This window comes from Exiguobacterium sp. s70, assembly GCF_018618315.1.
GTDB lineage: Bacteria > Bacillota > Bacilli > Exiguobacteriales > Exiguobacteriaceae > Exiguobacterium > Exiguobacterium chiriqhucha.
Genome location: NZ_JACSLV010000002.1, coordinates 133,819 through 160,370 on the forward strand (window position 1 = coordinate 133,819; position 26,552 = coordinate 160,370).

The window sequence follows — 26,552 nt, forward strand, 5'->3', positions numbered from 1 at the left end:
AATCTCTCCTCAGTAGTGGATTTTGTGCATCTCGTTCGGGTCAGACCCGGTCCGCTCGTTTCGGTTGAGTCCGTCGATCGCGTGCATCTCTTCTTTCGTCAACGTGAAGTCGAACACCTCTATATTCTCACGAATTCGACTCGGCGTGACCGATTTCGGGATGACGGCCACACCGTTCTGTAAGTGCCAACGCAGGATGACTTGAGCCGGTGATTTCCCGTGCTTGGACGCGATCTCGGCGATGACCGGATCCTCAAGCGCCTCGCGCCCTTTCATGAGCGGGCTCCACGCCTGGATTTGAATATCGTACCGCTGGCAGAACGCGATTAATTCTTTTTGGGACAAGTATGGGTGGATCTCGACTTGGTTCACCGCCGGGACGATCGAGCACGACTGGATGATCTGTTCAAGGTGGCTGACCTCGAAGTTCGAGACCCCGATGGCCCGGACCTTGCCTTCTTCATACAACTGTTCGAGCGCCTTATACGTCTCGACGAATTTACCGAAGCGCGGCATCGGCCAGTGAATCAAGAACAAGTCGACGTACTCGAGATCGAGCCGGTCGAGGCTGTCTTGGAACGCTTGGAGCGCCTCGTCATAGCCGTGGAACTCGTTCCACAGTTTTGTCGTCACGAAGATGTCTTCCCTCGGGACGCCGGATTCGCGAATCGCTTGGCCGACGCTCTCCTCATTCTGATAGATAGCGGCCGTGTCGATCAATCGATAGCCCACGTCAAGCGCTGCTTTGACCGTTTCGACCGTGACCGCCCCGTCTTCCACTTTGTACACGCCGAGCCCGAGCATCGGCAGTTTCACATCATTGTTGAGTGTTGTCCATTCCATATTGATTCCCTCCCTCTCAACTCTTACGTTACCGAAAATCGCACGGAAGTGAAAGCGAAAGCTACAGCCGAATGCTTTCACCGTGGGACTTGATCACGATTTGGTCACGTTCGAGCTTGGCAGCGGTGACGAGTCGCTCATACGGCTCCTCGACCGGTTCGTACGATAAGACGAACGTGTCCCAATGCATCGGGAAGAAACGTTTCGCGCCGCTCTGTTTGAACATCGTCCATGCCTGTTCTGGCGTGCAGTGGGCTTCCTCGAACGACTCCGGTTGATAGGCACCGATTGGGAAGAAAGCGAGGTCGATCGGTTCTTTGTTCGCGAGCCCGTTGAACGACTCGGTGAACGCCGTATCCCCGGCGAACAACATGCGGACGCCTTTATATTTCAAGACGTAGCCGTTATAGCCCATATGTTTGTCCCACGGGAAACGATTGCCCCAGTGGGCGACGGGAATGGCTTGGACGTGAAGCCCGTTCGCGAGCGTCAGCTTGTCGTGCGGATGCATCTCGAGCGTCTGCAGGCTCGGGTATTTACGTAACAGCTTGCTCGTGCCCGGGGCCGAGATGACGACCGTGTCGCGGGTGATCAGTCGTTTCAGACTCTTATGATCGAAGTGGTCCATATGGGCGTGGCTGAGCAGGATGACGTCGACATGCCCAATTTCCTCAATCGAGAGGGCAGGGGCGGTATGACGTTTCATCCCGAACGTGACCGACCCGACGTGGACGCCGATTCGCTTCGAGAAAACCGGATCCGTCAAAATTTTTAATCCGTACCAATGGATGAGCACGGTCGAATGGCCGACCCAGGTGGCACTGACCATCGTCTCATCGAACGAGGCGAGGTCTGGTTTGACCGTCGGGACTTTGAAAGCCGGTCGAGGCAGTCTTCGTTTCAATCGGGTATATAAGAACGTACCGACACTCGCCAAGACGGCGCTCGGGACGAGCAGGTTTCGTAATCGCATAACAGTCACCTCATCATCTAAGATGGTTTAATCATACCGCTCGACCGACGCCCCCGCATCCGCCGGAAGGTGTAGAAAAAATGGGAGATTGTGGTCCGACTCTTGCGAATCCGCTTTCAATTTGGTACGGTGACAGTAACTTAGGAAAGGAAGGTACCGCGTGCCATGAAAAAGTCACACTCACTCAACTGATGAAACGAATCATCACTGTTCGCACGAACAGTCACGGGTGAAGTGTGTCCAATTTCAGGCTACGGGGGTGACCCTTCTTTCCGCTTGACCGGATCTCTTCACACCACCGCACGTTGCGGATGGTGTTTTTTGTTTCATCGCGTATTAGACAAACTAGCGAGGTGAAACAATATGTTAAGTATGAAGCAAGTCCGGTTCGACCACGACCGGCAACCCTTATTCGACAATGTCTCGTTCGACGTCGCTGCAGGCGAACGGGCCGTCTTGTTCGGCCAGAACGGGTCCGGCAAGACGACGCTATTCAAGCTGCTCATAGGTGAACTGGCCCCACAGTCAGGTTCGATTGACGTCTTGGGCACGATCGGTGTCGTCGAACAGACGGTGTTTGATGGAGAAGAGACCGCGCTCGACTACGTCATGCAAGGCGACTTGGCGCGCTACAATCTCTACCTTGCCGTCACATCAGGTGATTCGGCGCGCGTGCTCGAAGCGTATGACGAGGCACTCACGGTTGACGCCTTCGCGCTCGAGCTTGAGGCGAGACAAGCCCTCAAACGACTTGGTCTTGACGGACATGACTCGAGCCGACTCCGCGAGTTGAGCGGCGGTGAACAGACACGGGTCCAACTCGCCCGTCTCACGATGCGACACGTCGATATCGTCCTGCTCGACGAGCCGACGAACCATCTCGATTTGGACTCAATCGAGTGGCTGACACGTTGGGTGGACGAGTTTTCGGGGACAGTGCTCGCCATCTCCCACGATCGTCAATTCATCGATGACGTTGCGACGGTCATCCTCGAGCTGAATGAGGGGACCATCGTCCGCTATCCGGGCAACTACACGGCGTATAAACATCAGAAGGCCGAGGAACGGGTACGCGACGAGCGAGCCCATGCCCGCTATATGGCGCGGAAGTCGGAGCTGCTCGATATGATCGCCCAATATAAGGGATGGCATTTGAAAGCGAAAGCGACGGCGAGCGTGCGAAGTCCAGGCGCTCAAAAAGGCGCGGCGAACCTTGCCGTCAAGATGAAGGCCCGTGAACGTAAACTCGAACAGCTCGAAGGAACGCGACCCGATCGTCCGAAAGATGCGGCCCATATCTCGGTCCGCTTCCAAGCCGACCCACTCGAGGCGAAGACGTGGATTGCGGTCGACGACATCTCGTTCGGTTACGACGACCCCCTCTTTGAACGACTCTCGCTCACGGTGAACCGGGGTGACCGCATCTCCATCGTCGGGCCGAACGGGAGCGGGAAGACGACGCTGTTGAAACTATTGATCGGCGAACTCGCACCGGAGACCGGGGACATCAAGCGTCATCCGAAACTGAAAATCGGTTACTTCTCGCAGACGCTCGCCCGATTGCCAGCCGAAGGAACGTTGCTCGAGGCGCTCCTGGCCGAAAGTGACATCACCGAGACGGAGGCGCGGACGCTGCTCGCCCATTTCTTGTTCCGCCGTGATGAGGTGTATAAGCCGATTCGAGAGGCGAGCATGGGGGAGAAGTGCCGCATCGCCTTCCTCATCTTGTACTTCTCGGACGCGGACCTGCTCGCCCTCGATGAGCCGACGAACTATTTGGACGTGGCCACACGGGAGCAAATCGAGGCCGCGCTCGAAGTGTATCGAGGCGGATTGATTCTTATCTCGCATGACCGGACGTTCCACCGCTTGACGGACCGAACGATCGAGCTCGGGGAAACGGTGCGCGTGCTCGAGTCCGGAGATACAAAGCCGGTCGACGTTGACGCGACGCTCCAGACGCTTGAGACATTGACGAGCGAACCGCATATTTTCTTCGACGAGGCAGGAAACGGCATCCCCCTTGCCGAATCCGAACAGAATAGACGAAACAAATAGGGGTGGAATCACATGAAAGAAGAAGTTCGGGCATCACGGGCCGCATCACGGAAACGGAAGCGGTTATGGCAAACGGCGACAGTCATCGCATTGATCGCTTCACTCGTCGGCGTCATCGCCTTCGCGGCCCTCATGGACACGAAGAACTCGGCGTTGCCGGAGACGGACGACATCGCGACCGAGTCGGTCAATAATGAATCAGAGGCGACAGAAGGAGATGAGCCGGAAGCAGAGGCCGACGAGTCAGCGGGAACGTACGTCTATATCGCGGCACCTTATACGAAAGTGTTCGCCGACGACCGGGCGACGGTCATTTATGAGGCCGACCTCGGTGACCGGTTCGAACAACTCGAGGCCGTCAGCGGTTTCGTCAAGCTCCAATTGAATGAGCGGACGACCGGGTGGGTGACGGAAGCGCAAGTGACGGGGGAAGCGACGAGCGTCTCCGACGACGACGTGACCGCGGCATGGAAGACCGTCGTCCCGACGGCGGATGCGGCGACAATCGAAGTGCTCGGCCAAGACATCGACAGTGTCCGGGCCACGCTCGGTACCCCGAAAGCGGTCCAGCGTGACCAAGTGAACGAATACCATTTCTATGACGGCTTCTTCTTGATGGTACGTGACCAACAAGTGCGGGCAATCGACTGGGACCGACAAGCGGTCGCGACGCCTGATGTGACGGCGACGAGCAGTCAAAACGCCGGCAGTTGGTATGAAGGTGAGACTCGCCAGTTGAAGTTGTTCCCCTATGACGGCGTCATGCGGGTCCGGCTCGAACAGAAATAACGACAATCGTCGAGAGGACATCCCTTTCGGCGATTGTTTTTATGTATTCATTCAAATGAACGTTTGAATGTTTGAGGTGGAAGGTATAGACTATATAGAGAGAGGGGGAGAAACAATGGGCGCACATCACGATCATCACGGGCACGACCATCACCATCATCATACGACGAACCAACGGGCATTATTCTGGTCGTTCGTCCTGATTGCGACGTTCATGGTCGTCGAAGTCATCGGCGGATTATGGACGAACAGTTTGGCGCTCTTGTCGGACGCGGGGCATATGCTCAGCGACGCGGCGGCACTCGGGCTCAGTTTCCTCGCTGTCCGGTTCGGAGCACGGCAAGCGACGCCAGAGCGGACGTTCGGCTATCGACGCTTCGAGATTTTGGCGGCGTTCGTCAACGGCTTGACGTTGCTCGTCATTTCCATCTATATCATCATCGAGGCGTATCAACGCTTGTTCGCACCGCCAGAGATTTTAAGCGGCGGCATGCTTACGGTCGCCATCATCGGGCTGCTCGTCAACGTGCTTGCGGCGTGGCTGCTCATGCGTGGCGAGCGTGACAACTTGAACGTCCGCAGTGCGCTGTTGCACGTGTTCGGCGATTTGCTCGGCTCGGTCGGGGCCATCACGGCGGCCGTGTTGATTATGGCGTTCGGCTGGACGCTCGCCGATCCGATCGCGAGCCTGTTCGTCGCCGTGCTCATCTTGGTCAGCGGCTATCGGGTGACGCGGGAGGCGATTCACATCTTGATGGAAGGGACACCTGATCAAGTCGACGTCGTGGCGATGCAACGGGAACTCGGAGGTATCGACGGTGTCAAAGAAGTCCATGATTTGCACGTCTGGTCGATTTCATCGAACGAACTCGCCGTCACGTGTCACGTCTTAATCGAGGCGGATACGGACGACCAGCGCGTCTTGCATGATGTGACGGAACGAATCCGTCAATTCGCCACGTTCGAGCGTTCGACCGTTCAAATCGAACGGGAAGCGCAATGTTGTGAGAATCGAACGATTTGGTAAACGAAGAAGCGGTCCCTGACAGAAGTCGGGGACCGCTTTCGTTATGGCTTCAAGACGACTTTGACGCAGTCGTCCAAATGATCGTTAAAGATTTTGTACGCGTCGGCCGCCTGTTCAAGCGGCAAGCGGTGCGTGATGATGTCGGTCGGATCGAACTTCTTGTCGACGATCATCTGGAACAGCTCGGGCATGTAGTGGATGACCGGGGCTTGTCCGGTTTTCAATGTGACGTTGCGTGTGAAGAAATCGCCCATCGGGAACTGGTTATAGTTCATCGGATAAACACCTGTCAATTGTACGATTCCGAACTTACGGACGGCTTCTTTGGCGACCTTGATTGCGCTGAGCGTGCCGCCTTGGACCATCAGTTTTTGTTCGACTTTCTCGATCGGTGATTTCTTCCCATCAATCCCGACACAGTCGACGACGATGTCCGCACCGCCGCCCGTGATTTCACGGATGTATTTGCCGGTTTCGACCGGGTCTTTCAACAGGACGGTCTCAACGTTGTTCGACAACTTGGCCCGATTCAACCGGTAGATTTCCGGATCGACGGCGATGACACGTTTGGCGCCGCGCACCCAAGCGAGCTTCTGGGTCATCAGACCGACCGGCCCCGACCCGAGGACGACGACCGTGTCGCCGGCCTTCATGCCCGCATTGTCTAAACTCCACCACGCCGTCGGGATGACATCCGATAAGAATAGGAGTGCCTCGTCATCGAGCTCGCACGACTCCGGGATGACGAGCGGCATGAAGTTTCCATACGGTACTTTTAAGTACTCGGCCTGGCCGCCCGGATGGTTCCCGAACTGCTCGGTGTAACCAAACAGCCCACCGGCGTCGGTATGCGGGGCATGGTTCGAGTTGTCGCACTGGCTCTCCATGTCGTTCTCACAATAGAAACAATGGCCGCACGAGACGTTGAACGGCAAGACGACCCGGTCACCTTTTTTCACTTTCGTGACATCCGGGCCGACCTCTTCGACGATTCCCATCGGTTCGTGACCGATGATGAACCCGTGTCGGGTCGGCATGTTGCCTTGATAGATGTGCAGGTCTGATCCGCAGATGGCCGTCGATGTGATTTTGACGATAATCTCTTCCCGGTTCTCGATCTCCGGGTCCTTCACGTCCTTGACCTCGATGTTCTTCGTTCCTTGATAGGTAACAGCACGCATATGTCCACTTCCTCCTTTTTTTAAAAAACAGGTAAGTCACAACATGGATACTGTACCCGCAGTCGGTGCATGCGAATCCGATTTTTGGGGAAAATAGGAAAAGGGGCTCACTGAGGAGCCCCGGTCCCAGTGACGTCGATGACGACGATCTCCGGTGGGTTAAACACGCGCGGTACGCTGACGCTATAGTTGAAGCCACGCCCGATGACGTGGGTGAACGACTCATGTTCGTACAGGCCGCCGGCATACTTCGGGAAGAAGCCCTGGTCCGGCGCGTACAGTCCGTTCAATAAATAGGGGATGCGAACCTGCCCGCCGTGGGCATGGCCTGACAGGACCAGGTCGAACGGTAGGGCGGCGTATGTCTCGACTTGTTCGGCCCGGTGTGACAAGAGCAGGCTGAACGCCGTTTCGGTGTCGACACCGCCGAGCGAGGTCAAGGCCGTCTCTTCCCAGCTCGCCTGAATATTTTCGGTATACGTCCGGAGTGGGTCTTCGAGCCCACCGACGAGGAGATCGACCCCGTTGACGTTGACCGAGGCCGTCTCATTCTCGAGCACCGTCACGCCGTAGGAGCGGAACACGTCTTTGACGTCGTGACGGACAAAGTCGTCAGAGCCGTCAATCTCGTGGTTGCCGGTCACGAAATACATCGGCGCGATGCCCTGCAGCCCTTCAATCAATTCGAAGGAGGCATCGGGTGAGCGGAAGCGGTCGAGGATATCGCCGGGAAGGGCGATCAAATCCGGTTCCTGTTCCCGCACTTTGTCGATTAAGACGCGTTGGTCGTCCCCGTACGAATAGCCGTGCAAATCGGACAAGAGGACGACCCGGAACGATTGTCCCGACGCGAGCTTGTCCGACTCGATCGCGTAGTTCCGGACGGTCAGTCCGTTATAGAAAGCGGCGAGGAGGAACGCGACTCCGACACCGATCGTCACATATTTACGTTTGCCTTTGAACATCGTCCGCCTCCTCTCGATGAATCGTTCGTTTCTTCAGTTTACTCTGTTGATGCTCCGGACGCAAAAAAAAGCCCGCTCGGAAGCGGGCCATCGAATTATGCTGCTTTAGCAGTCAACTTGACGTCGACGTTGCCGCGTGTCGCTTTCGAGTACGGGCAAACTTGGTGTGCCGCTTCGACGAGACGTTCCGCCGTCGCTTGATCGACACCTTTGATTTCGACTTCGAGTTCGACCGAGATGAAGAAACCTTCATCGTCTTGGTTGAGCGTCACGTGTCCAGTGACGTTCGTGCCGTCTGTTTTAATACGTTCTTTGCCGATGACGAGGTTCAAGGCGCTACCGAAACATGCCGCGTAACCTGCTGCGAAGAGTTGCTCCGGGTTCGTCGCTTCGTCCGCGTGTTTTGAGCCAGGCATTGATACGTTCAAGTCGATGACGCCGTCCGTCGATGTGACGCGACCTTCGCGGCCACCGATTGCAGTTGCAGAAGCTGTGAATAATGGTTTCATGATTCAATTCCTCCATTTCGTTTTTAGGCAATTAAGTTGTGCACAATCTAATTATAGGGCAGTCAAACAGATAAGCAAATGATATGCTTGTCCTAAGACTATAGCCGGAGGAAATTTTATGAAAAGTTCGTTAACATTAGAGCATCAGATCTGTTTTCAGCTCTATACCGCTTCAAAAGAGCTTACGAGATTATATCGCCCGATTTTGGCACCGTTAAACCTGACATATAGCCAGTACTTGGTCATGCTCGTCTTGTGGGAAGAAGACAATATCGATTTGAAACAGCTCGGGGATCGACTCACGCTCGATTCGGGCACGTTGTCACCGCTCGTCAAGCGGCTCATGCAACTCGATTACGTGGAGAAAGTGCGGGCGACCGACGACGAGCGCCGTGTCCTCTTGTCACTCACGCCGTCCGGGAGCGCACTGCGTGAGCAGGCCGAGGAGGTACCGCTCAAAGTGAGTGGTATGCTGAATATAGATGAAGCGACGTATATCGCTTATATGGAGATGCTCATTGACATCAAGGCGCGCTTGCGTGCGTTCGGTGAGCGAGAGGAGTAAGTTTTCGAAAGGAGACGCGATGTTTCGTAAATTAGTGATTTTATTGCTCGCGATCGGCATGTATGCGGCCTGGAAATTTGAAGTGCCGAACGTGTCGGCGCCGACGAGCATTCAAGTGAAGTCGACGGAAGTGGCGGAGGAGCAACAAGAACGCTCGACCGACGCCCCGCGCTTCACGAGCCAATATGCCGGGCACGACTGGTACTTGCTCGAGAAGAACGGCGACCGTAGCCTCGAGTTGATCGATGCTGACGGATCGAAGCAAGGCCAGTATCAGTTCGAGACGGGCAGTATCTTTGAAGGGCTCGTCGTGGGCGAGACGACGCGACAACAAGTCGAGCAAATCGGCTTCGATGAGGTCAAGTCATACAATAAGGGATTGAAACGCTATTTGATTCCGGACGACCCGTCGTTCAACGTCTATGCGATTGATGATGACTACGTGACGCTGTTCTTCGATCAGCATGACGACGACAAGCTGAAAGCCGTGCTCACCGTCGACCGGGACGTCGAGGAGTCGAGTGAGGGCTATTACGGTGACGTGTCGGAAGACAATCTCGTCGCGAACGAACAGTTGATGCGAATGCTCATGAACTGGGACCGCCAGAAGTTCGGACTGTCGGCGCTCGCCGACTATGAGCCGCTATTACCGGTCGTCCGCGCCCATAGTGAGAACATGGCCCGGAACAACTTCTTCAGCCATACGGATCCCGAAGGCCGCGATCCGTTCGAGCGGATGAACGAGGCCGGCATCGCGTACTCCCTCGCCGGCGAGAACTTGGCGATGGGGCAGATGAGCGTTTTTCATGCCCACTGGGGATTGATGAACTCGCTCGGCCACCGGGAGAACATCTTGAAAGATGGCTTCACCCACGTGTCGGTCGGCCTCGTCTACAATGAGGAGTCGAGCCCGTTCTACACGATCAACTTCATCACACCGCGTTAACAAAAAGGATGGCCTGCCGGATTGCGGCGGACCATCTTTTTACTTATAAGAGACGTTTGACGGCCGTCTCGATCTCATCCGGCGTCGTTTGCGGCGAGAACCGTTCGATGACGTTGCCGTTACGGTCGACGAGGAACTTCGTGAAGTTCCACTTGATTGTCTTCGAACCGAGCAGGCCTGGTGCTTCTTTCGATAAGTATTGGAAGAGTGGGTGGGCGTCTTTGCCGTTCACGTCTACTTTGGCGAACATCGGGAACGTCACGCCGTAGTTCAATTGACAGAACTCGTTGATTTCCTCGTTCGACCCCGGGTCTTGATTGCCGAACTGGTTGCACGGGAAGCCAAGAATATGGAACCCTTGTCCTTGGTAACGCTCATATAATTTCTCGAGTCCATCGAGTTGCGGGGTGAAACCGCATTTGCTCGCCGTGTTGACGATTAATAGGACGTCACCCTCGTATTTGGATAGCGGTTGTAGCTTGCCGCTCATGTCGGCCGCTTCATATTGATAGATCATGTTGATTCCCCCTTTTTTCTTTTCATTATACCAATCGCGATTTCAAGACACGACTTTGAACCGGTTGTTCGCAATCAAATTGTCATGAAATGATGAAGTCGTTGTTACAATGAAACGTGATGGACGGCGTATAATGAGACTCGTTATAGAAAGGAAAGGTGTCATGTACATATTGAAAAATGAATTTATATGGATCGGTTTGATCCTGATTGGCTTATTCTTCTCGAGCGCGACCCCGTATTCGGACCAAAGCATCGTCTCACCACTTGAACGCATCAATTGGACGTGGGCCGAGCCCATCCTCGCGACCGTCGACTTCGAGTATGCCGGAGGACCGGTATCGCTCGAGGCGAAAGGGAGTGCCGGCTTGATTGAGTTCTTGATTCGGAAAGCGGCGCACTTCACCGTCTTCTTCGCACTCGGGGCACTTCTCGTCAAAGCGGTGTCGCGCACGCGACTCCATGCTGGGCTGACGCTCTTGTTCGCCTGGGCGCTCGCGAACACGGTCGCCATCTTTGATGAGTTCCATCAAAGTTTGACGCCCGAGCGGACGCCGCTCATCCAAGACATCATGCTCGACAGTTTTGGTGCCGCCTGTGGCATCCTCTTGATTGGCGGGTTTCTGCTGTTCAAACAAGGACGTCATAAACGGTCACGATCGGGATTCGTGTCTCCAAGGTGGTAAAAAAATCGTATAGGTAGTTATTTGAAAAGCGCTTTCATGAAGTGCTTTTCTTTTTGATTTATAACGTTTGTGTGACAAGCAAAATTGCAAAAGCCCTTTATACCCCCATTTTTAAACGAATAAAACCTAAAACAGGTCAATGTAATGGGAATGAAATATAAGTGTAAAATAACTTTAGGTTTAGATTGCTATAATGAGTCTCAGAGCGATATCGAATTTCGCCTATTAATTTATAATTTATGCGATCTATATTATATAGAAATTCAGAGAACTCAGCGGAGGGAAGCACATTGGTTAACTTGAAGAAACTTGCAGCAACCGTCACTTTAGGAGCTCTTCTCATTAGCGGCACGACACCTGGCTATGCAGCGTCACTTACAGACAAGCAGAAAAAGGTGCAACAGCAGCAACAACAGAATAACAGTGAACAGAGCAAAGCGAACGCCTCGATCAAAAAACGTGAACAGGCGATCAGCAAAGAGCAGCAAGAAATCAACAAGTTAGATGCTGAACTCCAAGACGTCATCAACGACGTCGCGCAAAAGAAAGCTGAGATTCGTGCGACACAACAAAAAATTGCAGCCCTTCAAAAGCAGATTAAACAATATGAAGCAAAAATGAAGGCGCAAGAAGAGCTCATGAAAGAGCGCATGGCCACGATGCAAAAAAATGGCGGCGGCTCGATCGACTGGGCAGAGTTCATCTTCGGATCGAAAGACTTCGGTGACTTGCTCACACGCATGATCACGGCTGGTACGATTCAAGAGAACGACAAACAAATCTTCGAAGAGTATCAAGCGACGAAAGAAAAATTGGCTGCAGCGCAAGCTGAGTTGAAAGCCGAGCGCGATGCTCTCGTGAAACAAAAAGAAGAACTCGAACAACGTCAAAAGACGCTCAACAAGAAAATGAAAGAGCGCGCAGCGAAGATTAAGAAACTCAACGCTGAGAAAGTGAAGTTCGAATCGAAATTGATGAGCCTCCAAGAAATGGAGTCAACACTCAAAGCGCAAGAGAAAGCCATCAAGGCTGAAATGGAAGCACAACGTCGTGCGGCTGAAGAAGCGAAACGTGCGGCAGCGGCAGCAGCGGCTGCGAAGAAAAAACAAGCGACAAACACTGGCGCTAGCGCGATTAGTACACCGACAGCGTCGGCAGCGGCATCTTCTGTACCGGCAAGCGGCGGCATGTTCCAACGTCCGGCAAACGGTCGTCTCTCACAAGGATGGGGCGCGGCGAGCGGTGCGAACGGTTACTCGTTCCACAACGGACTTGATATCGCAGCACCGGTCGGCACACCGATCAACGCAGCACAAACAGGTACGGTCACGACAGCTGGATGGGGTGGCGCTTACGGGAACCACGTCATCATCACGCACGTCTTGAACGGTCAAGTTTGGACGACGGTATACGCACACATGAGCTCGGTATCGGTATCGGCCGGCCAACGTGTGACGCAAGGTCAACACATCGGCGGCATGGGTAGCACAGGGAACTCGACTGGCTCACACTTGCACTTCGAAATCCACCGTGGTGGTTACTCGTACTCATCTTCGAGCGCGGGCAGCACGGTCAACCCAGCTTCATTCTTCTAAGCCTATACAAAAAGTGATCGACGAACGCGTCGATCACTTTTTTGTTGCCTTGTACGCGATAAAGGTCAGCAGGGCGGCGCCGATGACGCTCAGCCAGAGCGTGTCCCAGTTCGGGTCGTCGAGCATGCTCCGGCCGCCGAGAAACACCATATAGCCGAGCACGGCGAGTGTGACGACCGTCAAGGCGGTCAACCGTACCCGGCGTGGGATGCGGAGCCACCAACCGAATAATCTGTTCATCAAAAATCGCCTCCACCTACAGTATAGGGGAGGCGCATCAAATCAGCTAGGCAATCGAATCCACGCCGAAGTGAAGATTCTTTCATAGCCGACTTCTTTGTAAATCTTGTTCGATGTCGGGTTGCTCAAATCCGTATAGAGCGTACAATATTGTTTCGACGTCAAGAGCTCCCGGCTCAGCTCGGCGACGAGCGAGCGGGCATAGCCGCGCTTGCGCAACGCTTTTGGCGTGTAGACAAACGAGACAGTGACGCCGTTCGCGGTCTCGCGCGATTTCTTCGCGCACGAGACGACCTTGCCGTCGACTTCCCAGACGTACACTTCTTGATTCTTGAGCATCGTCGCAATTTTTTGTGTCGCGTTTGCCTTTGACGAGACCGGTAAACCGGTATCCTTTTCGAACGCGTTATACGCCTTCACGAGGAATGCCTCATCGTCCTCGGTAGCCCGTCGCATCGACCCTTCCGACAGCGGAATGTCGTTGACACGATCAAGACGATATAGGCCTTGCTCCATGAAGACTTTCGGCTCTCGCGCCGTCAGGATGTACCAGAGCGTGTAGAAATTCATCGCTAGATCAGCTTGCGAGACGACCTCGGTGAAGGGGATATCACCATTTAATAGTTCAGGCACGAGCAGACGAAGGACGTCATCCTCTCGCTCATGCTTCACGAGCACATAGTTGAGCGGATGGGGCGGAGTCACTTGCAGGATCGCGAGCACATCACCGTCATCTTCGACGGTGAGTTGATGATACGACTCGTATCGGCCTTGCTTGATGGCATCGAGCACGCCAATCATCAAGCTGTTCTCGGCCTCATGTTCGAGCAGGTGGGGCATGACACGTTCTTCAAATCCGGATAGGTCGTTCCAACGAATCAGTTCCATATGAACACCCTTTCATCGTATGTATACGAAACGGGCAAACCTGATGGCTTGCCCGTTTTTTTCATTCTATCAAATTATAGATGAGATTACGCGATTTCTTCACGTTCTTTTGCGTCATCCAAAATGTTGGTGTTGCGTTTGAAGTAATGAACGATTTTGGCGATGGCACCGTCTCCCGTGACGTTTGTCGCCGTACCGAAGCTATCTTGTGCCAAGTAGAGGGCGATGACAAGACTGAGCATCGTTTCGCTGAATCCGAGCATCGAACCGAACAAACCGAGCGAGGCCATGACGGCTCCACCTGGTACGCCTGGTGCTGCGATCATCGTGACGCCGAGGGCGAGGATGAACGGGAGCACGATCGCGAATGACATCGGCATGCCGTTCAAGTACATGAGGGCGACACCGACCGATGTGAGCGTGATTGTCGACCCTGACAAGTGGATGGTCGCACAGAGCGGCACCACGAAGTTGGCGACGCCTTCGTCCGTGTTGTTCGCTTTCGCCTGACGAAGTGTGACCGGGATTGTCGCCGCTGACGACTGTGTCCCGATGGCTGTGAAGTAAGCCGGCATCATCGTCTTCAAGAGACGAAGTGGGTTCTCTTTGTTGAGAGCACCTGCGACTGAGTATTGAATCAAGAGCATCGTCAAGTGAAGGACGATGATCGTGACGAAGACGAGCGAGAACACCGAGAGAATCTCAGCGACTTGTCCGGCGTACGTCATGTTCATGAAAATTCCGGCGATGTGAATCGGTAATAGTGGAATGATGACTTTGCTGATGAGTAGTTCAATGATATCGCGGAAATCCATGGCCAAATCGAGCGAGCGCTTGCTTTCGATGGCGGCAATCCCGATGCCGATGACGAAGGCGAGAATGAGCGCCGTCATGACGCCGAATACCGGTGGAATCTCGAACTCCATGAAGCTTTTCAAAAGAGCTTCTTCCGGGTTTTCAGCAGAGGCCGTACTGCGTGACAAGATTTGCGGGAACAAGTTGCTCGTCGTGAAGTAGGCGAGCGTCCCGGCAACGACTGTTGATACGTAAGCGATGGCGGCCGTCAAACCGACCAATTTCCCAGCGCCTTTTCCAAGTTCCCCGATTCCTGGAATGATGAAAGCGAGAATGATTAGTGGGATGGCGAAGCCTAAGAACTGCCCAAAGACTGCGTTGAACGTGACAAACGTCCGGACAATCCAGTTCTGGCTTTCTGGTACGATGCTACCGAGTAGAATCCCGAATGCGATAGCGATGATGATGCGACCTAGAAGGCCAATACGTAATTTCAAATAAATCATCCTCTCTTAATGTTTGAATTGTTGCTATTTTCGCACATTTAGCGACGTGTTGCCACCCTATCTTTCATTTTTCAACGAAGATTGACGTTTGACAACTTTGAAATAGGGTATCACAAAATGTTGGAGTGGAAAAGGGAGGGACCTTCTTCTTTTCCTAATATACAAACGATGTTATGATTAATTTTGAATAGACGTAAAGGAGGGGTGACGCGTGCAGGTACAACGAACAACGATTCATATCGCGGGTCAAGACTATACGATCGTCAGCGAAGAGCCGGCCGATCATGTGAGGGAAGTGGGCTTTCTGGTCGATAGCAAGATCCGTGAGATTCGTGAACAGTCCCCTCATCTAGACGCTCGTCAGGCAGCGGTGCTCGCCGCTATCCAAATCGCGAGTGATCACGTCAAAACTAAACGAAATACGGGAGAATAAATCACTTTATGGTTACTCTACTTATACTGTTTTTCTTGTTCATCGGGATCATTAACGGATTCCGTCGCGGGGCGATTTTGCAGCTCGGCCATTGGGTCGCGCTCATCATCAGCTTCCTCGTCGCCAATGCGTACTACCGTGATCTCGCCGAAGCATTCAAGCTATGGATTCCATACCCGTCGCAACTCGATGGGTCGCTTCCAGAAGGTGTCATCGATTTAAACGCACTGACAGGACTCGAGATGACGTTCTATAACGTCTTCTGGTTCGTCGTCTTGTTCGTCATCACGAAGCTCGTCTTGCATCTCATCCTATCGATGCTCGACTTCTTGACGGACTTGCCGATCTTGCGTCAATTGAAAGGAATCATCGGAGCGGTCCTTGGCTTCTTCGAGGCATACGTGATCACGTTCTTCATTTTGTGGGTCATCGCGTTCGTACCGATGGCAAGCGTCCAGAGCGCCGTCGACAACTCGTCGCTCGCGACGTACATCATTCAAGACACGCCATATCTCTCTGAATGGTTCTCGAATAAGATGTTGTAACACGACAGGCCGGAATGCAAGCTAGTGCTTGTGTCTCGGCCTTTTCTGTATGGAAAAGGGGGAAGCACGATGAATAAAGTTGAAGCGATGATGCTGCTAGAAAAGATCGCGCAATACATGGAGATTAAAGGGGAGAACCCGTTCAAAATCAACGCCTTCCGCAAAGCCGCGACGGCGCTCGAGAACACCGAACTCGAACTCGAGGACATCGAGGATTTGACGACCATCTCCGGGATCGGCAAAGGGACGGCCGCCGTCCTCGAAGAGTGGCGGGACACGGGCCGCAGTGAAGTGCTCGAGTCACTCCAAGAAGAAATTCCATATGGCCTGATGAAACTGCTCAAAATCCAAGGGCTCGGTGGAAAGAAGCTCGCCAAGCTCCGCGAAGTCGGCGTCGTCGATCTCGAGACGCTGATTACCGTATTGGAGGACGGCACGGCTGCGAGCCTGCCAGGCTTCGGCGCCAAGAGCGTCGAGAAGTTGCTCACGGCGGCACGGAACCTCGAGTCACGTCCGGAACGCCTTGCATACGCCATGATGCGCCCGGTCGTCGAAGAGATTGAAGCGGTGCTCGAAGCCGAGCCGCTCGTCTTGCGCCATTCGGTCGGCGGCAGTTTCCGCCGCGCCGAGGAGACGTGTAAAGACCTCGACTTCATCATCGCGACCGAAGAGCCTGTCGCCCTCCGTGACAAGTTGCTCGCCCTTCCGTTCATCAACGAGGTAATCGCGGCCGGAGAGACGAAAGTGTCGCTCGTCCTCGAGCGCGAGGAGATGGTGTCGGTCGACTTCCGCATGGTCGAACCGGGCGCCTTCGCGGCGACGCTCCATCACTTCACCGGCTCGAAAGACCATAACGTGCGGATGCGCCAGCTCGCGAAAGCGAAGGGTGAGTCGATTTCTGAGTACGGCGTCGAGACGGCGGACGGCCTCTGGCAACCGGAGACGGAAGCCGAGCTGTTCGAACGCTACGGACTACCGTTCATCCCGCCGGAGCTCCGGGCAGGCAACCTCGAGTTCGAGCACGACCTCTCGAAGCTCGTCACACTCGACGATATCAAGGCCGACGCCCATATGCACACGGTCTGGTCGGACGGGAAGTTGACGGTCGACGAGCTCGTCGCGGCGATGAAAGCGCGCGGCTATGAGTGGATCGCCATCACCGACCACGGCAAATACATGTCGTTCGTCAACGGCTTGACCGAGGAACGGCTCGAGGCGCAAGGGGAAGAGATTCTCGCTGCCGCCAAGAAGCACGACATGCACGTCCTGCGCGGTGTCGAGATGGATATCCGCCCAGACGGGACGCTCGACTATGAGCCTGAGTTCTTGGCGACGCTCGACTACGTCGTCGCCTCGATTCATTCGAAGATGGACCAATCCGTCGACGAGATTATGGGCCGGCTCGAGAACGCCTGCCGCTCGCCGTACGTCAACGTCATCGCCCATCCGACCGGTCGCCTCATCGGGCGCCGTGACGGTTATCCGATTGACGAGGAGCGCTTGATCGCCCTCGCGAAAGAGACAGGGACGGCGCTCGAGTTGAATGCGAACCCGAACCGGCTCGATTTGACGGCCTCGACACTGAAGAAAGCGAAGGCGGCCGGCGTCAAACTGATGATCAACACCGATACGCACCACCCTGATATGATGGAAGATATGGCACTCGGCGTCCTGCACGCCCGGAAAGCCTATCTCGAACCGTCAGACATCATCAACTGCCTCTCGTTCGAGGACGCCAAGGCGTTCATCGACGCGAAGCGACAGAAAGGAACATGCTAGATGGATCACGCGTTACGCGTTTTAGAATATGAAAAACTCCGCCAGCAGCTCGCTGCCCACGCCGCGAGCTCGCTCGGAAAAGAACGGGCGCTCAACATGCAGCCCGACTATACGTACGACCGGGTATTGTCGAACTTGAACGTCACCCGCGAGGCGACCGAGGTCGTCCGACTCCGCGACCGGTTGCCGCTCGGCGGACTGACCGATGTCCGCAGTGAAGTGAAGCGTGCCGCCATCGGCTCGGTCCTCTCGACGAGCGAACTGCTCGCCGTCGCCGCCGTCATGTACAGCGGGCGCCAAGTGAAGAACTTCTTCGAGAAGCTGCACGAGGACAATGAAGATCTCCGTATCCCGCGCCTCGATGAGTATGCCGAGCGCTTGACGAAGCTGATCGAGGTCGAACAGACGATCCGTCACGCCATCGACGACCAAGGCACGGTCCAAGATTCGGCGAGCGACCGTCTCCGTGGCCTCCGGACTCAGCTCCGTAGCTTTGAAGGCAGCGTCCGTTCACGGATCGACAACATCCTCCGTAACAATGCGAAGATGCTCTCGGACGCCATTGTCACGATTCGGAACGACCGCTACGTCGTCCCGGTCAAGATGGAGTACCGCCAAGCGTTCGGCGGGATCGTCCACGACCAATCGGCATCGGGCCAGACGCTCTTCATCGAGCCGCAGGCGATCGTGTCGATCAACAACGAGATTCAAGAAGTCCGCTTGAAAGAGCGCGCCGAGATCGACCGCATCTTGAGCGAATTGTCAGACCTCGTCGGCGGTGTCGCTGATTCGGTCGTGACGAACCTCGACGTGCTCGCCACGCTCGACTTTGTGTTCGCAAAAGTCGCCTACGGGCATCAGCTCAAAGCGACGGAACCGAAACTGAACGATGAACGCGAAATCAAGTTGAAACAGGCGCGTCATCCGTTCATCCCGCAAGATGAGGTCGTGCCGATCACGGTCGAGCTCGGCGAGGCGTTCACATCGCTCGTCATAACGGGACCGAACACCGGCGGGAAGACGGTCACGCTCAAGACGCTCGGGTTGCTCCAACTGATGGTGCAGTCAGGTCTCTATGTACCGGCCGAATTCGGGACGGAGCTGTCCGTCTTTGACGCCATCTACGCCGATATCGGTGATGAGCAGTCGATCGAGCAGAGCTTGTCGACGTTCAGCTCGCACATGACGAATATCGTCAGCATGCTCGACAAGATCGACTTCATGTCACTCGTCCTATTCGATGAGCTCGGTGCCGGGACCGACCCGCAAGAAGGGGCGGCCCTTGCCATCGCCATCCTTGACGAAGTGAAACGTCGCGGCGCCCGTGTGGCGGCGACGACGCACTACTCGGAACTGAAGGCGTACGCCTATAACCGGGAAGGCGTCATGAACGCCTCGATGGAGTTCGATATCGAATCGCTCAGCCCGACGTACCGCCTATTGATCGGCGTACCGGGGCGTTCGAACGCGTTCGAGATTAGTCGACGTCTCGGCTTATCTGAACAGGTCATCGACAAGGCGCGAAGCCATGTCGGCACCGACGCCGAGTCGGTCGAATCGATGATCAATGAGCTCGAGGCGGCCAAGCATCGCGCCGAGCAGCTCGAGAAAGAATTGATTGTCAAACGCCACGACCTCGAAACTGAACAGGCTGCGTTCGAAGCGAAGCTGACCGATTTCGAGCGTGAGCGCGACACGATGTACGGCGAAGCCGAGGCTCGTGCCGAAAAGGCCGTCGAACAAGCGAAGCGCCAAGCGAACGAAGTCATCGACCGCTTGAAGAAGCTTCGTGAAGAAGGCATCGTCAAAGAGCACGAGATCATCGCCGCGAAGAAACAGCTTGAATCGGCGAAACCGACGCTCCAAGATAAAAAGATTCAAAAAGTGAAACAAAAAGCGCAACAGAAACGTACGTTCAGTAAAGGCGAAGAAGTGAAAGTGACGACGTTCAACCAAAAGGGCTATATCGTGAAGCAATTGAACGATAACGAGTACAACGTCCAAGTCGGGATTATGAAAGTGAACGTCAAAGCGGACGACCTTCAAAAGATCGGGCCTTCGAAAGAGCAGTCGCTCCAGTCGAAAGGCAGCTCGCTCAAGCGTCAGAGCTCGACGAAGTCGGAGCTCGACTTGCGCGGCGTTCGGGTCGAAGAAGGACTTTCCCGCCTCGACAAATATATCGACGAGGCACTCGTGTCGGGGTACGACAACGTCCGCATCATCCACGGTCTTGGGACCGGGGCGATGCGCCAAGCGACGCAGGAGTATCTTAAAGGACATCGTCACGTGAAGAGTCAGCGCCCCGGTGGGATGGGTGAAGGCGGACTCGGTGTCACGGTCGTCGAACTGAAGTGAGGGGAACATGGTAATGGGGAATGTGAACGTCAACGTATTGCTTGAGTCGCTCGGCCTGTATTCAATCGCCGGACTCATGATTGTCGTCGGTCTCGCCATCTTTGAGGTGACGACGCCGTACAGCAATTGGCGCGAGATTCAAAAAGGAAACATCGCCGTCGCACTCGCGACCGGCGGAAAAATCGTCGGTCTCGCCAACATCTTCCGCGTCGTCGAGAGCCACCACGACCAGACGATGGATGTGTTGGTCGGAGGGAGCTTCGGCTTCGTGCTCTTGTTGGTGACGTATTGGCTATTCGAATTTTTGACGCCGTCGCTCAAAGTGAACGAGGAGATTGGGAAAGGGAACATCGCCGTCGGCTTGATGGCGTTCCTGCTCTCGATTGGGGTCTCGCTCGTCGTCGGCGCAGCGTTGGTGAGGTGAAGACATGGTATATGAGAGACTAGCGAAGATTCTCTTCATCGGGGCCGGCCTGTTTTTAGTGGCAGCGGCACTGTGGTTTATCTTTTATTGAAGTGAAGTGCGGAGTGTCCGAGAAGGGCGCTCCTTTTTTGATTGGTTTCTAAAAAACGCATATCCTTGCTATTTGAATTTTGGACAATTGATAAATCTGATTTGAATTATAATCATCTCAATCGGTAGAAAATGAAGGCGGTACTTACTTATCACAAGAATCAATTGGGGGAGGCACGAATGGTGATTGATTTAGATTTTTTGATGACAACGGAAGACTATGTGCTCGAGACGGAGTCGTTCCAGATGAAGGGCGTCACCTATTATCCACTCGAGTGGACGTTTTGCGGGGCAAGTGACCCGACAATGTTGCTGACTTGGGACGAGGAGCGCGACCGCATCCTGATCCGCTTCGAGCAATATGCGGTGTTTCTCGGGACAATCGAAGACCATAGTATACATGAAGAAGGGCTACGTAATGCTTACCCAATCGTGAAACTGAAGACGTCTCGCTTCACACGATTCGCCGCAGAGAACATGGGTACGGAGCGGATCAACACGTATAGAGGCGAACTATCCCATTATGTCATTCGAACGTTCGAACAAGAGTTTCACGTCTTGGCGTACGAAGATCCGACCGTGCTCGACTTGGGGAAAGTCGGGGATACGGGCGTCATCATCGAGGTCGTGGACGAGGCATAAACGAAGGAGAAGAAGCGAGTGTACAAATCGAGCGTTCATCCCTGCACCTTTCTCTACTTTCAATTCTCATATGGTAAAATGTATGAAGACGAAGAGAGAAGCATAACCTTTCAATGCATAGGCTGTACATAGAATGGGATGGGGTGGAAGATTGTATGAACACACAATTTGAAGAATTGAAGATGTATGAGAGCTTTGACGAGCTTGCGAACGATGTCCTTGATCTCGCAAATGAAATTTTGCCCGAGCAAATGTTTTATTTGACTGCGTTCACAGACTCGCAACAGGTCATTTTGAAACTGTCCAATCAAAAATCATCGATTCAGATTACGGAAAACATGGTCGTCGATTTGAGCAATTCTGTTTGTAATCGCATTGATTTCGAGAACAATCAACCGTTGCGATATGCAGATATCAAGCGAGACTGTGATGTGGAGGAAGTGGAACGGCTACTCGACGACGTAAACATCCGCTCATATTTAGGTATCCCAATCTCACTGACGAACGGTGAAAAGTTTGGCACGTTGTGTGCCGTCAATGATGAGGCGAGTCTGTTGGATCCGAGGAGTATCGCGTTGCTCCAACGAATCGTCAAGCTGTTCTCGTATTATTTGGAACTAGAACGTTTTGTGTGGCGAGATATGTTGACGGAGCTGTACAATCGACGCTACTTGACGAAGTACTTTGAAGACGACTCGAACACGCACGGTGCGCTCTTTTTCCTCGACTTGGACGGATTCAAAAGCGTGAACGATCGGTACGGTCACGACATCGGGGACACCGTCCTGCAAGAAGTGGCGGCAAGGCTTCAAACGATTGTGAACGAACAAGGTGATGCGTTCGCGGTCCGGTTAGGCGGAGATGAGTTCGTGCTCCACTTTTCACAGGCCGCGGGTCGAGACGAATGGGGCCACATCGCGACTCAGATTATCGATGAGTTAAGCAGGTGGGATGAGGGTTACCAAGTCTCGACGAGCATTGGCATCGTCACCTACATACGAGATGAGCGTACGACGTTGGTCACGCTTTTGAAACAAGCGGATGAGGCGCTATATCAAGCAAAATCAGCTGGGAAGCGAACGTTCAAGTTTGTTCACGACCCGTATTGAATGGAAAACTAGACGAAAGAAAAGGAAGATTGTCTCGATATAAATCGGTTCAATCTTCCTTTTTTCTGTTTGACTCAGGTAAATGCATTCTAGTTATGGCACTTCAATTTTAACGGTATACACTTTCGGCATGGCGCCGCTTGAAGCATACAAGACGAGCGTTTTCTCTTTCTCTGGAACGAGGAAGACCAAATCGATTTCGGATTTCTCGCCTGGTGTGTAAATGAATCCACCCCGAAATGCTTTCTTGTTGTGGTTGACCATGTCGACCGGACTGTACTCTGTGCCGTCTGGCGTGTACATGCGGAACCCGTTCGGTCGATAGTCCATAGTGCCACCATATTGATCATCCTCATTAAAGAGAGAAATTGGTAGGCTGACGAATCGTTTTCCAGCTTCCGGTTCGGTCCCATCCGGTGAAGCAAAGACGGGCTGTCCGACTTGGAATTCACGTTTCTTCATTCGTGGATCCCCAATAAACGTTTGGAACGTGCCGAGGTTCATGATTTTTTGAAGGTCATCTTCTTTTGGTGTCGTTGCTTTGGTTTCTTTCGGTTTATCTGCTTTTAAATCAGCCTGTTTCGCACCGGTCGTCTGTGCGGTCGGGGCTGGTGTCGTCTTCGCTTCTTCCGTCACCGGTTTCACTTCAGGTGACGTGAAGACGAACAAGCTGATGATGCCGACGACGAGAGCGGTCGCAGTCGTCCCGAGGACGAGACGGAACCGTTTCTCGACTTTCTTCTGGTTAACGACGTGTCCGCCGATGGCTTCAGCCGGTGTGATGCGGACGGCCCGTTCCGCCGGGAGGAGCGCCCCGAGGACACCGGTCACGACCGGGATGAGGATGGTCGCGAACAGGAACGGCAACTCGGACGTCGGGAACTGTTGATACATGATGGTGACGATGATGATGGTCACTGTCACGCCGAGGAGTCCGGCGAAGAAACCGGTCAACGCGCCTTCCGTCAAGACGAGGCGACGGATAGACGTGTTCTGCCAACCGAGCGCCTTCAAGACGGCGAGCTGCGGTTTGCGCTCCGAGACGTTTTGCCACATGATTTCGGTCGTCGTCAGCATGGCGATGAGCAAGGCGACACCCATGGCGACGTAATGCATCGTCCCGACTTCGAGGGCGACGAACTCGCCGATCCATGTCGTATACAAGACCCCTTGGAGGCGGAATGTGACGAATAGGAAGAAGCCGAACAGACTCGTCGGTAAGGCGATGGCGAGAATCGACAACGTCGTCCGCGGCCAATACGTCACGAGCTGGTTCAAGCTCATGCCGCCGCTCGAGCGGGAGCGAATCAAACGGCGTCCTTTCGACACCTCACCTGACTGCATCGTCTCATATGGTTTGATTTTCCGCACGAGTCGAATCGGGATGAGCGTCCCGAGCCAGTAAATCAACAGACCGGCGAGTCCAATCAATAGGATGCGGGCAATCGACGTTGAACCGGCTGCCGTCCATAGGAACGTCCCGAGAATCATCCATGAGATGAGCGCGACCATTGAACCGAGAATCGTCGCTTCGAGGAACAACAGCTTCGACAGTTGGCTCGGGCGCCACCCGAGCGATAACAGAATGGCAAACTCTTTCTTCCGCGCGTACAGCATGATGATGTTCGAGCTGAACACGTACAGCATCGCGACGAGGATGACGCTCGCGACGACGCCGGAGAAGCCGAGTTTCGCTTCTTGGAAAATCGTAATCGATGACCCAAGTTTAATCCACGGTTGTTGAATCCATCCGAGGGCACTTTCTCCTTTGAGTCCGGGTAAATACGTGACAGCATACTGTGGAGACGAACCGAGCGTCACGTCGGTGATAAGACCGGTCTTGTCCTCAATCTCTTTGGCGACCGCTTGCAGTTTCGCCTCACTCTCTTCGTTTAAGACATCGACGCCTTTCACGTTGACGCGAATCGCCGAGATGGCTTTGTCGCCGGCGATGGCGAACGCGGCATCGAGCGTCGTCAACATCGAAGGTGGTTTCGTGAGGAAGCTGTACGGGTTGTTCGTCGGCTTGACCGTCGTCGGTGGGTTGACCGGCTCGTCTTTCGAGTTCATGACCCAATCGGCGCTCGCCGGGAAATACGTCTCCATCGGCAGTTCCGTCAGCGGGTCTTTCGACAACTTCAGTTTCGACGGATCGAACAAGCCGATGTAGTTATATTTCACTTTCGGCGCATCGTTGAGGTCTTCCGCGTATTTATTTGACTTGCGATACATACTTTCTTGGCCGTAAGCCACTTGACCCTCAGCGAGGAACGGTTTGATTTGATACGAGTACGGCCAACGTTTCGGGAACGGGCTCGTCACGCCTTCGTATACGAGCGGTGACGCCTTCTCGGCAAGCCAAGTATAGTCAACTGTGACACGAGGGTCTTGCGGTTGTGGTGTCCCTTCTAAAATGTGTTTCGTGATATTGTCATGCATTTGTTGTGCTGTAAAGTCGTATGAGGCGACTTCCGTCCCTTTCAATCTATCGAGGTATTCATCTTTTCCTTGATCGAGATACGTTTTGATAAATGCCTCTTGATCGCTTGTATCGACATCTACTTCTTCAATCGTGTAGTTGATTGAGGCATCGACGTAGTCTTTTGAACTCATCAAAATCGGAATCGTCGTGATGTCCTCATCGTAAGGCTCTGGGATATCCTCATCATTGAAATAACGACTGAACTCTGTCGCTTGTACGGCATCGTCTAACCCTACGAGTTTCGCTTCGGCGACCGGGTCGATCCCAGCCAACATGACATCGCTCCCGTAAGAGAGGGGAAACTCCTCGTACAGGGCGGTCGGACCGATTCCGATATGGGTCGAATCGCCGTTCGGCATCCAGCCGACCCAAAAGTAGGCTTTCAAGTCTTGGAAGTCATTGATTTTTTCAATGCCTGTATCGATGAGTGTGTTCATCTTGAGGCGATAAAGACCCGCTTTATCAAACGTATGCGTTTGGGTGAACGAGCTCGAATAAGTCGACCCGATCATCGCGATCGGTGCCGCGACATCGACGTCGGCAATCTGTTGAATCGTCTCATATTGCTCGCGCGTGATCCCGCCTTCGAGCCCGCTCATATAGTTTGGTTCGAGCAGGTTCAAGTCCTCGGTCACGCTGCGGCTACCTTCCGGCCGGACGACGATGTGATACGACGAGTCCCATCGTTTCTGGAGCTCATTGACGACCGTCCCGTTGTTCGCCTGCGTCACCCCGAGTAGATAACTGAGCCCGGTACTGACGATGAGCATACCGACCATGAGCAGGATGAACCGTTCCTTATTCCGCCACCATGAGTTCCAGATGAACTTAAGCATGATGGACGTCGCTCATGGCGACGACCTGCCCGTCGCGCATCTCGATTTTTCGGTTCGCCCGGTCGGCGAGCTCCGGGTCGTGCGTGACGAACAATACGCCACAGCCGTTGTCCCGGTTCAGACGCGTCAACAAGTCGAAGATAATATCGCCCGTATGCGTGTCGAGGTTCCCGGTCGGCTCATCCGCGAGCAGCCACTTCGGACGGTGAATGAGGGCGCGGGCGACTGCGACCCGTTGTTGCTGACCGCCTGACAGTTGGGACGGCAGCGAGTTCGCCTTGTCGCTCAGTCCGACTTCTTTCAACAGTTCAAGTGCTCGTTGTTCGCCGTCATAGTCGACTTTGCGGCCGAACAGTGGTGCCATGACGTTCTCGAGCGCGGTCAACGTCGGAATCAAATGGAACTGTTGGAAGATGAAACCGATGTTGTCGAAGCGGAAGTCGGCGAGCTGTTTCGCGGACAAGGTCGAGATTGGTTCGCCGTTGAATAAGAGTGTGCCATCGGTCGGACGGTCGAGCGTGCCAATCAAGCTGAGTAGTGTCGATTTGCCTGAACCGGATGGACCGATAATCGAGATGAAATCGCCGTGGGTGAAGTGAAGGTTCACATCATCGAGCGCGAGCGTCGCGATGTCGCCGTTATCAAAGCGTTTCGTCAGGTGTTTGCATTCAAAATCATAGGCCATTGGAAACTTCCTCTCTTGGTGGGATAAGATAGTCAATATTAAATATGTAAGAACACGTAATTTTCTGACTATTTATCATAGTGTAAAGGA

Annotated in this window: 25 protein-coding genes; 14 read left to right on the forward strand and 11 right to left on the reverse strand. The window is 54.0% G+C overall.

Features of this window, described 5'->3' with window-relative positions:
* Window positions 1–9 precede the first annotated feature (9 nt).
* Window positions 10–843, reverse strand: coding sequence for an aldo/keto reductase (locus tag KNP84_RS05350; RefSeq protein ID WP_215114442.1), 834 nt, complete (start codon window positions 841–843; stop codon window positions 10–12).
* A 61-nt stretch (window positions 844–904) separates the two neighbouring features.
* On the reverse strand, window positions 905–1,816 hold the full coding sequence (locus KNP84_RS05355) for an MBL fold metallo-hydrolase (RefSeq protein ID WP_215114443.1): 912 nt from the start codon (window positions 1,814–1,816) through the stop codon (window positions 905–907).
* A gap of 363 nt (window positions 1,817–2,179) precedes the next feature.
* Between KNP84_RS05355 and abc-f the strand changes: the two genes are divergently transcribed.
* The 3 genes from abc-f (at window position 2,180) to KNP84_RS05370 (ending at window position 5,690) form a co-directional block, all read left to right on the forward strand.
* On the forward strand, window positions 2,180–3,874 hold the full coding sequence (gene abc-f, locus KNP84_RS05360) for a ribosomal protection-like ABC-F family protein (RefSeq protein WP_215114444.1): 1,695 nt from the start codon (window positions 2,180–2,182) through the stop codon (window positions 3,872–3,874).
* Window positions 3,875–3,886: 12 nt separating this feature from the next.
* Window positions 3,887–4,663: a hypothetical protein gene (locus KNP84_RS05365; protein ID WP_021066772.1), complete on the forward strand. Its 777-nt coding sequence runs from the start codon at window positions 3,887–3,889 to the stop codon at window positions 4,661–4,663.
* A 115-nt stretch (window positions 4,664–4,778) separates the two neighbouring features.
* Complete coding sequence (locus KNP84_RS05370; protein WP_021066773.1) at window positions 4,779–5,690, forward strand: cation diffusion facilitator family transporter; 912 nt, start codon at window positions 4,779–4,781, stop codon at window positions 5,688–5,690.
* Between the two features lie 41 nt (window positions 5,691–5,731).
* Here KNP84_RS05370 and KNP84_RS05375 read toward each other — a convergent pair whose 3' ends face one another.
* The 3 genes from KNP84_RS05375 to KNP84_RS05385 all read right to left on the reverse strand — a co-directional run bounded on the left by KNP84_RS05375 (window position 5,732) and on the right by KNP84_RS05385 (window position 8,345).
* Window positions 5,732–6,871 (reverse strand): zinc-dependent alcohol dehydrogenase, encoded by a 1,140-nt coding sequence (locus tag KNP84_RS05375; protein ID WP_034776693.1) that lies wholly within the window; start codon window positions 6,869–6,871, stop codon window positions 5,732–5,734.
* A 107-nt stretch (window positions 6,872–6,978) separates the two neighbouring features.
* Window positions 6,979–7,836, reverse strand: a complete 858-nt coding sequence (locus tag KNP84_RS05380; RefSeq protein WP_215114445.1) for a metallophosphoesterase — start codon at window positions 7,834–7,836, stop codon at window positions 6,979–6,981.
* Between the two features lie 95 nt (window positions 7,837–7,931).
* On the reverse strand, window positions 7,932–8,345 hold the full coding sequence (locus KNP84_RS05385; protein WP_021066776.1) for an organic hydroperoxide resistance protein: 414 nt from the start codon (window positions 8,343–8,345) through the stop codon (window positions 7,932–7,934).
* 118 nt (window positions 8,346–8,463) lie between these two features.
* Here KNP84_RS05385 and KNP84_RS05390 point away from each other — a divergent pair, with 118 nt between their 5' ends.
* Both KNP84_RS05390 and KNP84_RS05395 read left to right on the forward strand, forming a co-directional pair.
* Window positions 8,464–8,910 (forward strand): MarR family winged helix-turn-helix transcriptional regulator, encoded by a 447-nt coding sequence (locus tag KNP84_RS05390; RefSeq protein ID WP_021066777.1) that lies wholly within the window; start codon window positions 8,464–8,466, stop codon window positions 8,908–8,910.
* A 19-nt stretch (window positions 8,911–8,929) separates the two neighbouring features.
* A complete protein-coding gene (locus KNP84_RS05395; RefSeq protein WP_021066778.1) occupies window positions 8,930–9,856 on the forward strand; it encodes a CAP domain-containing protein in 927 nt (308 codons plus the stop codon).
* 43 nt (window positions 9,857–9,899) lie between these two features.
* Here the strand turns inward: KNP84_RS05395 and KNP84_RS05400 are convergent, their stop codons facing one another.
* A complete protein-coding gene (locus KNP84_RS05400; protein ID WP_021066779.1) occupies window positions 9,900–10,373 on the reverse strand; it encodes a glutathione peroxidase in 474 nt (157 codons plus the stop codon).
* 163 nt (window positions 10,374–10,536) lie between these two features.
* Between KNP84_RS05400 and KNP84_RS05405 the strand changes: the two genes are divergently transcribed.
* Together KNP84_RS05405 and KNP84_RS05410 are read left to right on the forward strand one after the other, a co-directional pair.
* The gene (locus KNP84_RS05405) at window positions 10,537–11,058 is read left to right on the forward strand and encodes a VanZ family protein (protein ID WP_021066780.1); all 522 of its coding nucleotides are present in this window, start codon (window positions 10,537–10,539) and stop codon (window positions 11,056–11,058) included.
* A 299-nt stretch (window positions 11,059–11,357) separates the two neighbouring features.
* Complete coding sequence (locus KNP84_RS05410; protein WP_251131167.1) at window positions 11,358–12,653, forward strand: murein hydrolase activator EnvC family protein; 1,296 nt, start codon at window positions 11,358–11,360, stop codon at window positions 12,651–12,653.
* 33 nt (window positions 12,654–12,686) lie between these two features.
* On the opposite strand, the gene KNP84_RS05415 is transcribed toward KNP84_RS05410, so the two are convergent.
* The 3 genes from KNP84_RS05415 to KNP84_RS05425 all read right to left on the reverse strand — a co-directional run bounded on the left by KNP84_RS05415 (window position 12,687) and on the right by KNP84_RS05425 (window position 15,082).
* The gene (locus KNP84_RS05415; protein WP_021066782.1) at window positions 12,687–12,893 is read right to left on the reverse strand and encodes a hypothetical protein; all 207 of its coding nucleotides are present in this window, start codon (window positions 12,891–12,893) and stop codon (window positions 12,687–12,689) included.
* 42 nt (window positions 12,894–12,935) lie between these two features.
* On the reverse strand, window positions 12,936–13,781 hold the full coding sequence (locus tag KNP84_RS05420) for a GNAT family N-acetyltransferase (RefSeq protein WP_215114446.1): 846 nt from the start codon (window positions 13,779–13,781) through the stop codon (window positions 12,936–12,938).
* Between the two features lie 86 nt (window positions 13,782–13,867).
* Window positions 13,868–15,082 (reverse strand): dicarboxylate/amino acid:cation symporter, encoded by a 1,215-nt coding sequence (locus tag KNP84_RS05425; RefSeq protein ID WP_021066784.1) that lies wholly within the window; start codon window positions 15,080–15,082, stop codon window positions 13,868–13,870.
* Window positions 15,083–15,293: 211 nt separating this feature from the next.
* On the opposite strand from KNP84_RS05425, the gene zapA reads away from it, so the two are divergent.
* The 7 genes from zapA (at window position 15,294) to KNP84_RS15300 (ending at window position 22,459) form a co-directional block, all read left to right on the forward strand.
* On the forward strand, window positions 15,294–15,515 hold the full coding sequence (zapA, locus tag KNP84_RS15230; RefSeq protein ID WP_021066785.1) for a cell division protein ZapA: 222 nt from the start codon (window positions 15,294–15,296) through the stop codon (window positions 15,513–15,515).
* A gap of 8 nt (window positions 15,516–15,523) precedes the next feature.
* Window positions 15,524–16,060 (forward strand): CvpA family protein, encoded by a 537-nt coding sequence (locus KNP84_RS05435; RefSeq protein ID WP_021066786.1) that lies wholly within the window; start codon window positions 15,524–15,526, stop codon window positions 16,058–16,060.
* Window positions 16,061–16,129: 69 nt separating this feature from the next.
* Window positions 16,130–17,839 carry a DNA polymerase/3'-5' exonuclease PolX gene (polX, locus tag KNP84_RS05440; RefSeq protein ID WP_215114447.1) on the forward strand — a complete coding sequence of 570 codons (1,710 nt, stop codon included), beginning with the start codon at window positions 16,130–16,132 and terminating at the stop codon, window positions 17,837–17,839.
* Complete coding sequence (locus KNP84_RS05445; protein ID WP_131471036.1) at window positions 17,840–20,194, forward strand: endonuclease MutS2; 2,355 nt, start codon at window positions 17,840–17,842, stop codon at window positions 20,192–20,194.
* Window positions 20,195–20,201: 7 nt separating this feature from the next.
* Entirely contained in the window at window positions 20,202–20,618 is a 417-nt protein-coding gene (locus tag KNP84_RS05450) for a DUF350 domain-containing protein (RefSeq protein ID WP_087576464.1), read from the forward strand.
* A 273-nt stretch (window positions 20,619–20,891) separates the two neighbouring features.
* A complete protein-coding gene (locus KNP84_RS05455; RefSeq protein WP_214719983.1) occupies window positions 20,892–21,350 on the forward strand; it encodes a hypothetical protein in 459 nt (152 codons plus the stop codon).
* A gap of 155 nt (window positions 21,351–21,505) precedes the next feature.
* On the forward strand, window positions 21,506–22,459 hold the full coding sequence (locus KNP84_RS15300; protein ID WP_215114448.1) for a sensor domain-containing diguanylate cyclase: 954 nt from the start codon (window positions 21,506–21,508) through the stop codon (window positions 22,457–22,459).
* A gap of 93 nt (window positions 22,460–22,552) precedes the next feature.
* Here KNP84_RS15300 and KNP84_RS05465 read toward each other — a convergent pair whose 3' ends face one another.
* Window positions 22,553–25,777 carry an FtsX-like permease family protein gene (locus tag KNP84_RS05465; protein ID WP_215114449.1) on the reverse strand — a complete coding sequence of 1,075 codons (3,225 nt, stop codon included), beginning with the start codon at window positions 25,775–25,777 and terminating at the stop codon, window positions 22,553–22,555.
* On the reverse strand, window positions 25,770–26,462 hold the full coding sequence (locus KNP84_RS05470; RefSeq protein WP_021066794.1) for an ABC transporter ATP-binding protein: 693 nt from the start codon (window positions 26,460–26,462) through the stop codon (window positions 25,770–25,772). The genes KNP84_RS05465 and KNP84_RS05470 overlap by 8 nt, the downstream gene beginning before the upstream one ends.
* Window positions 26,463–26,552 lie beyond the last annotated feature (90 nt).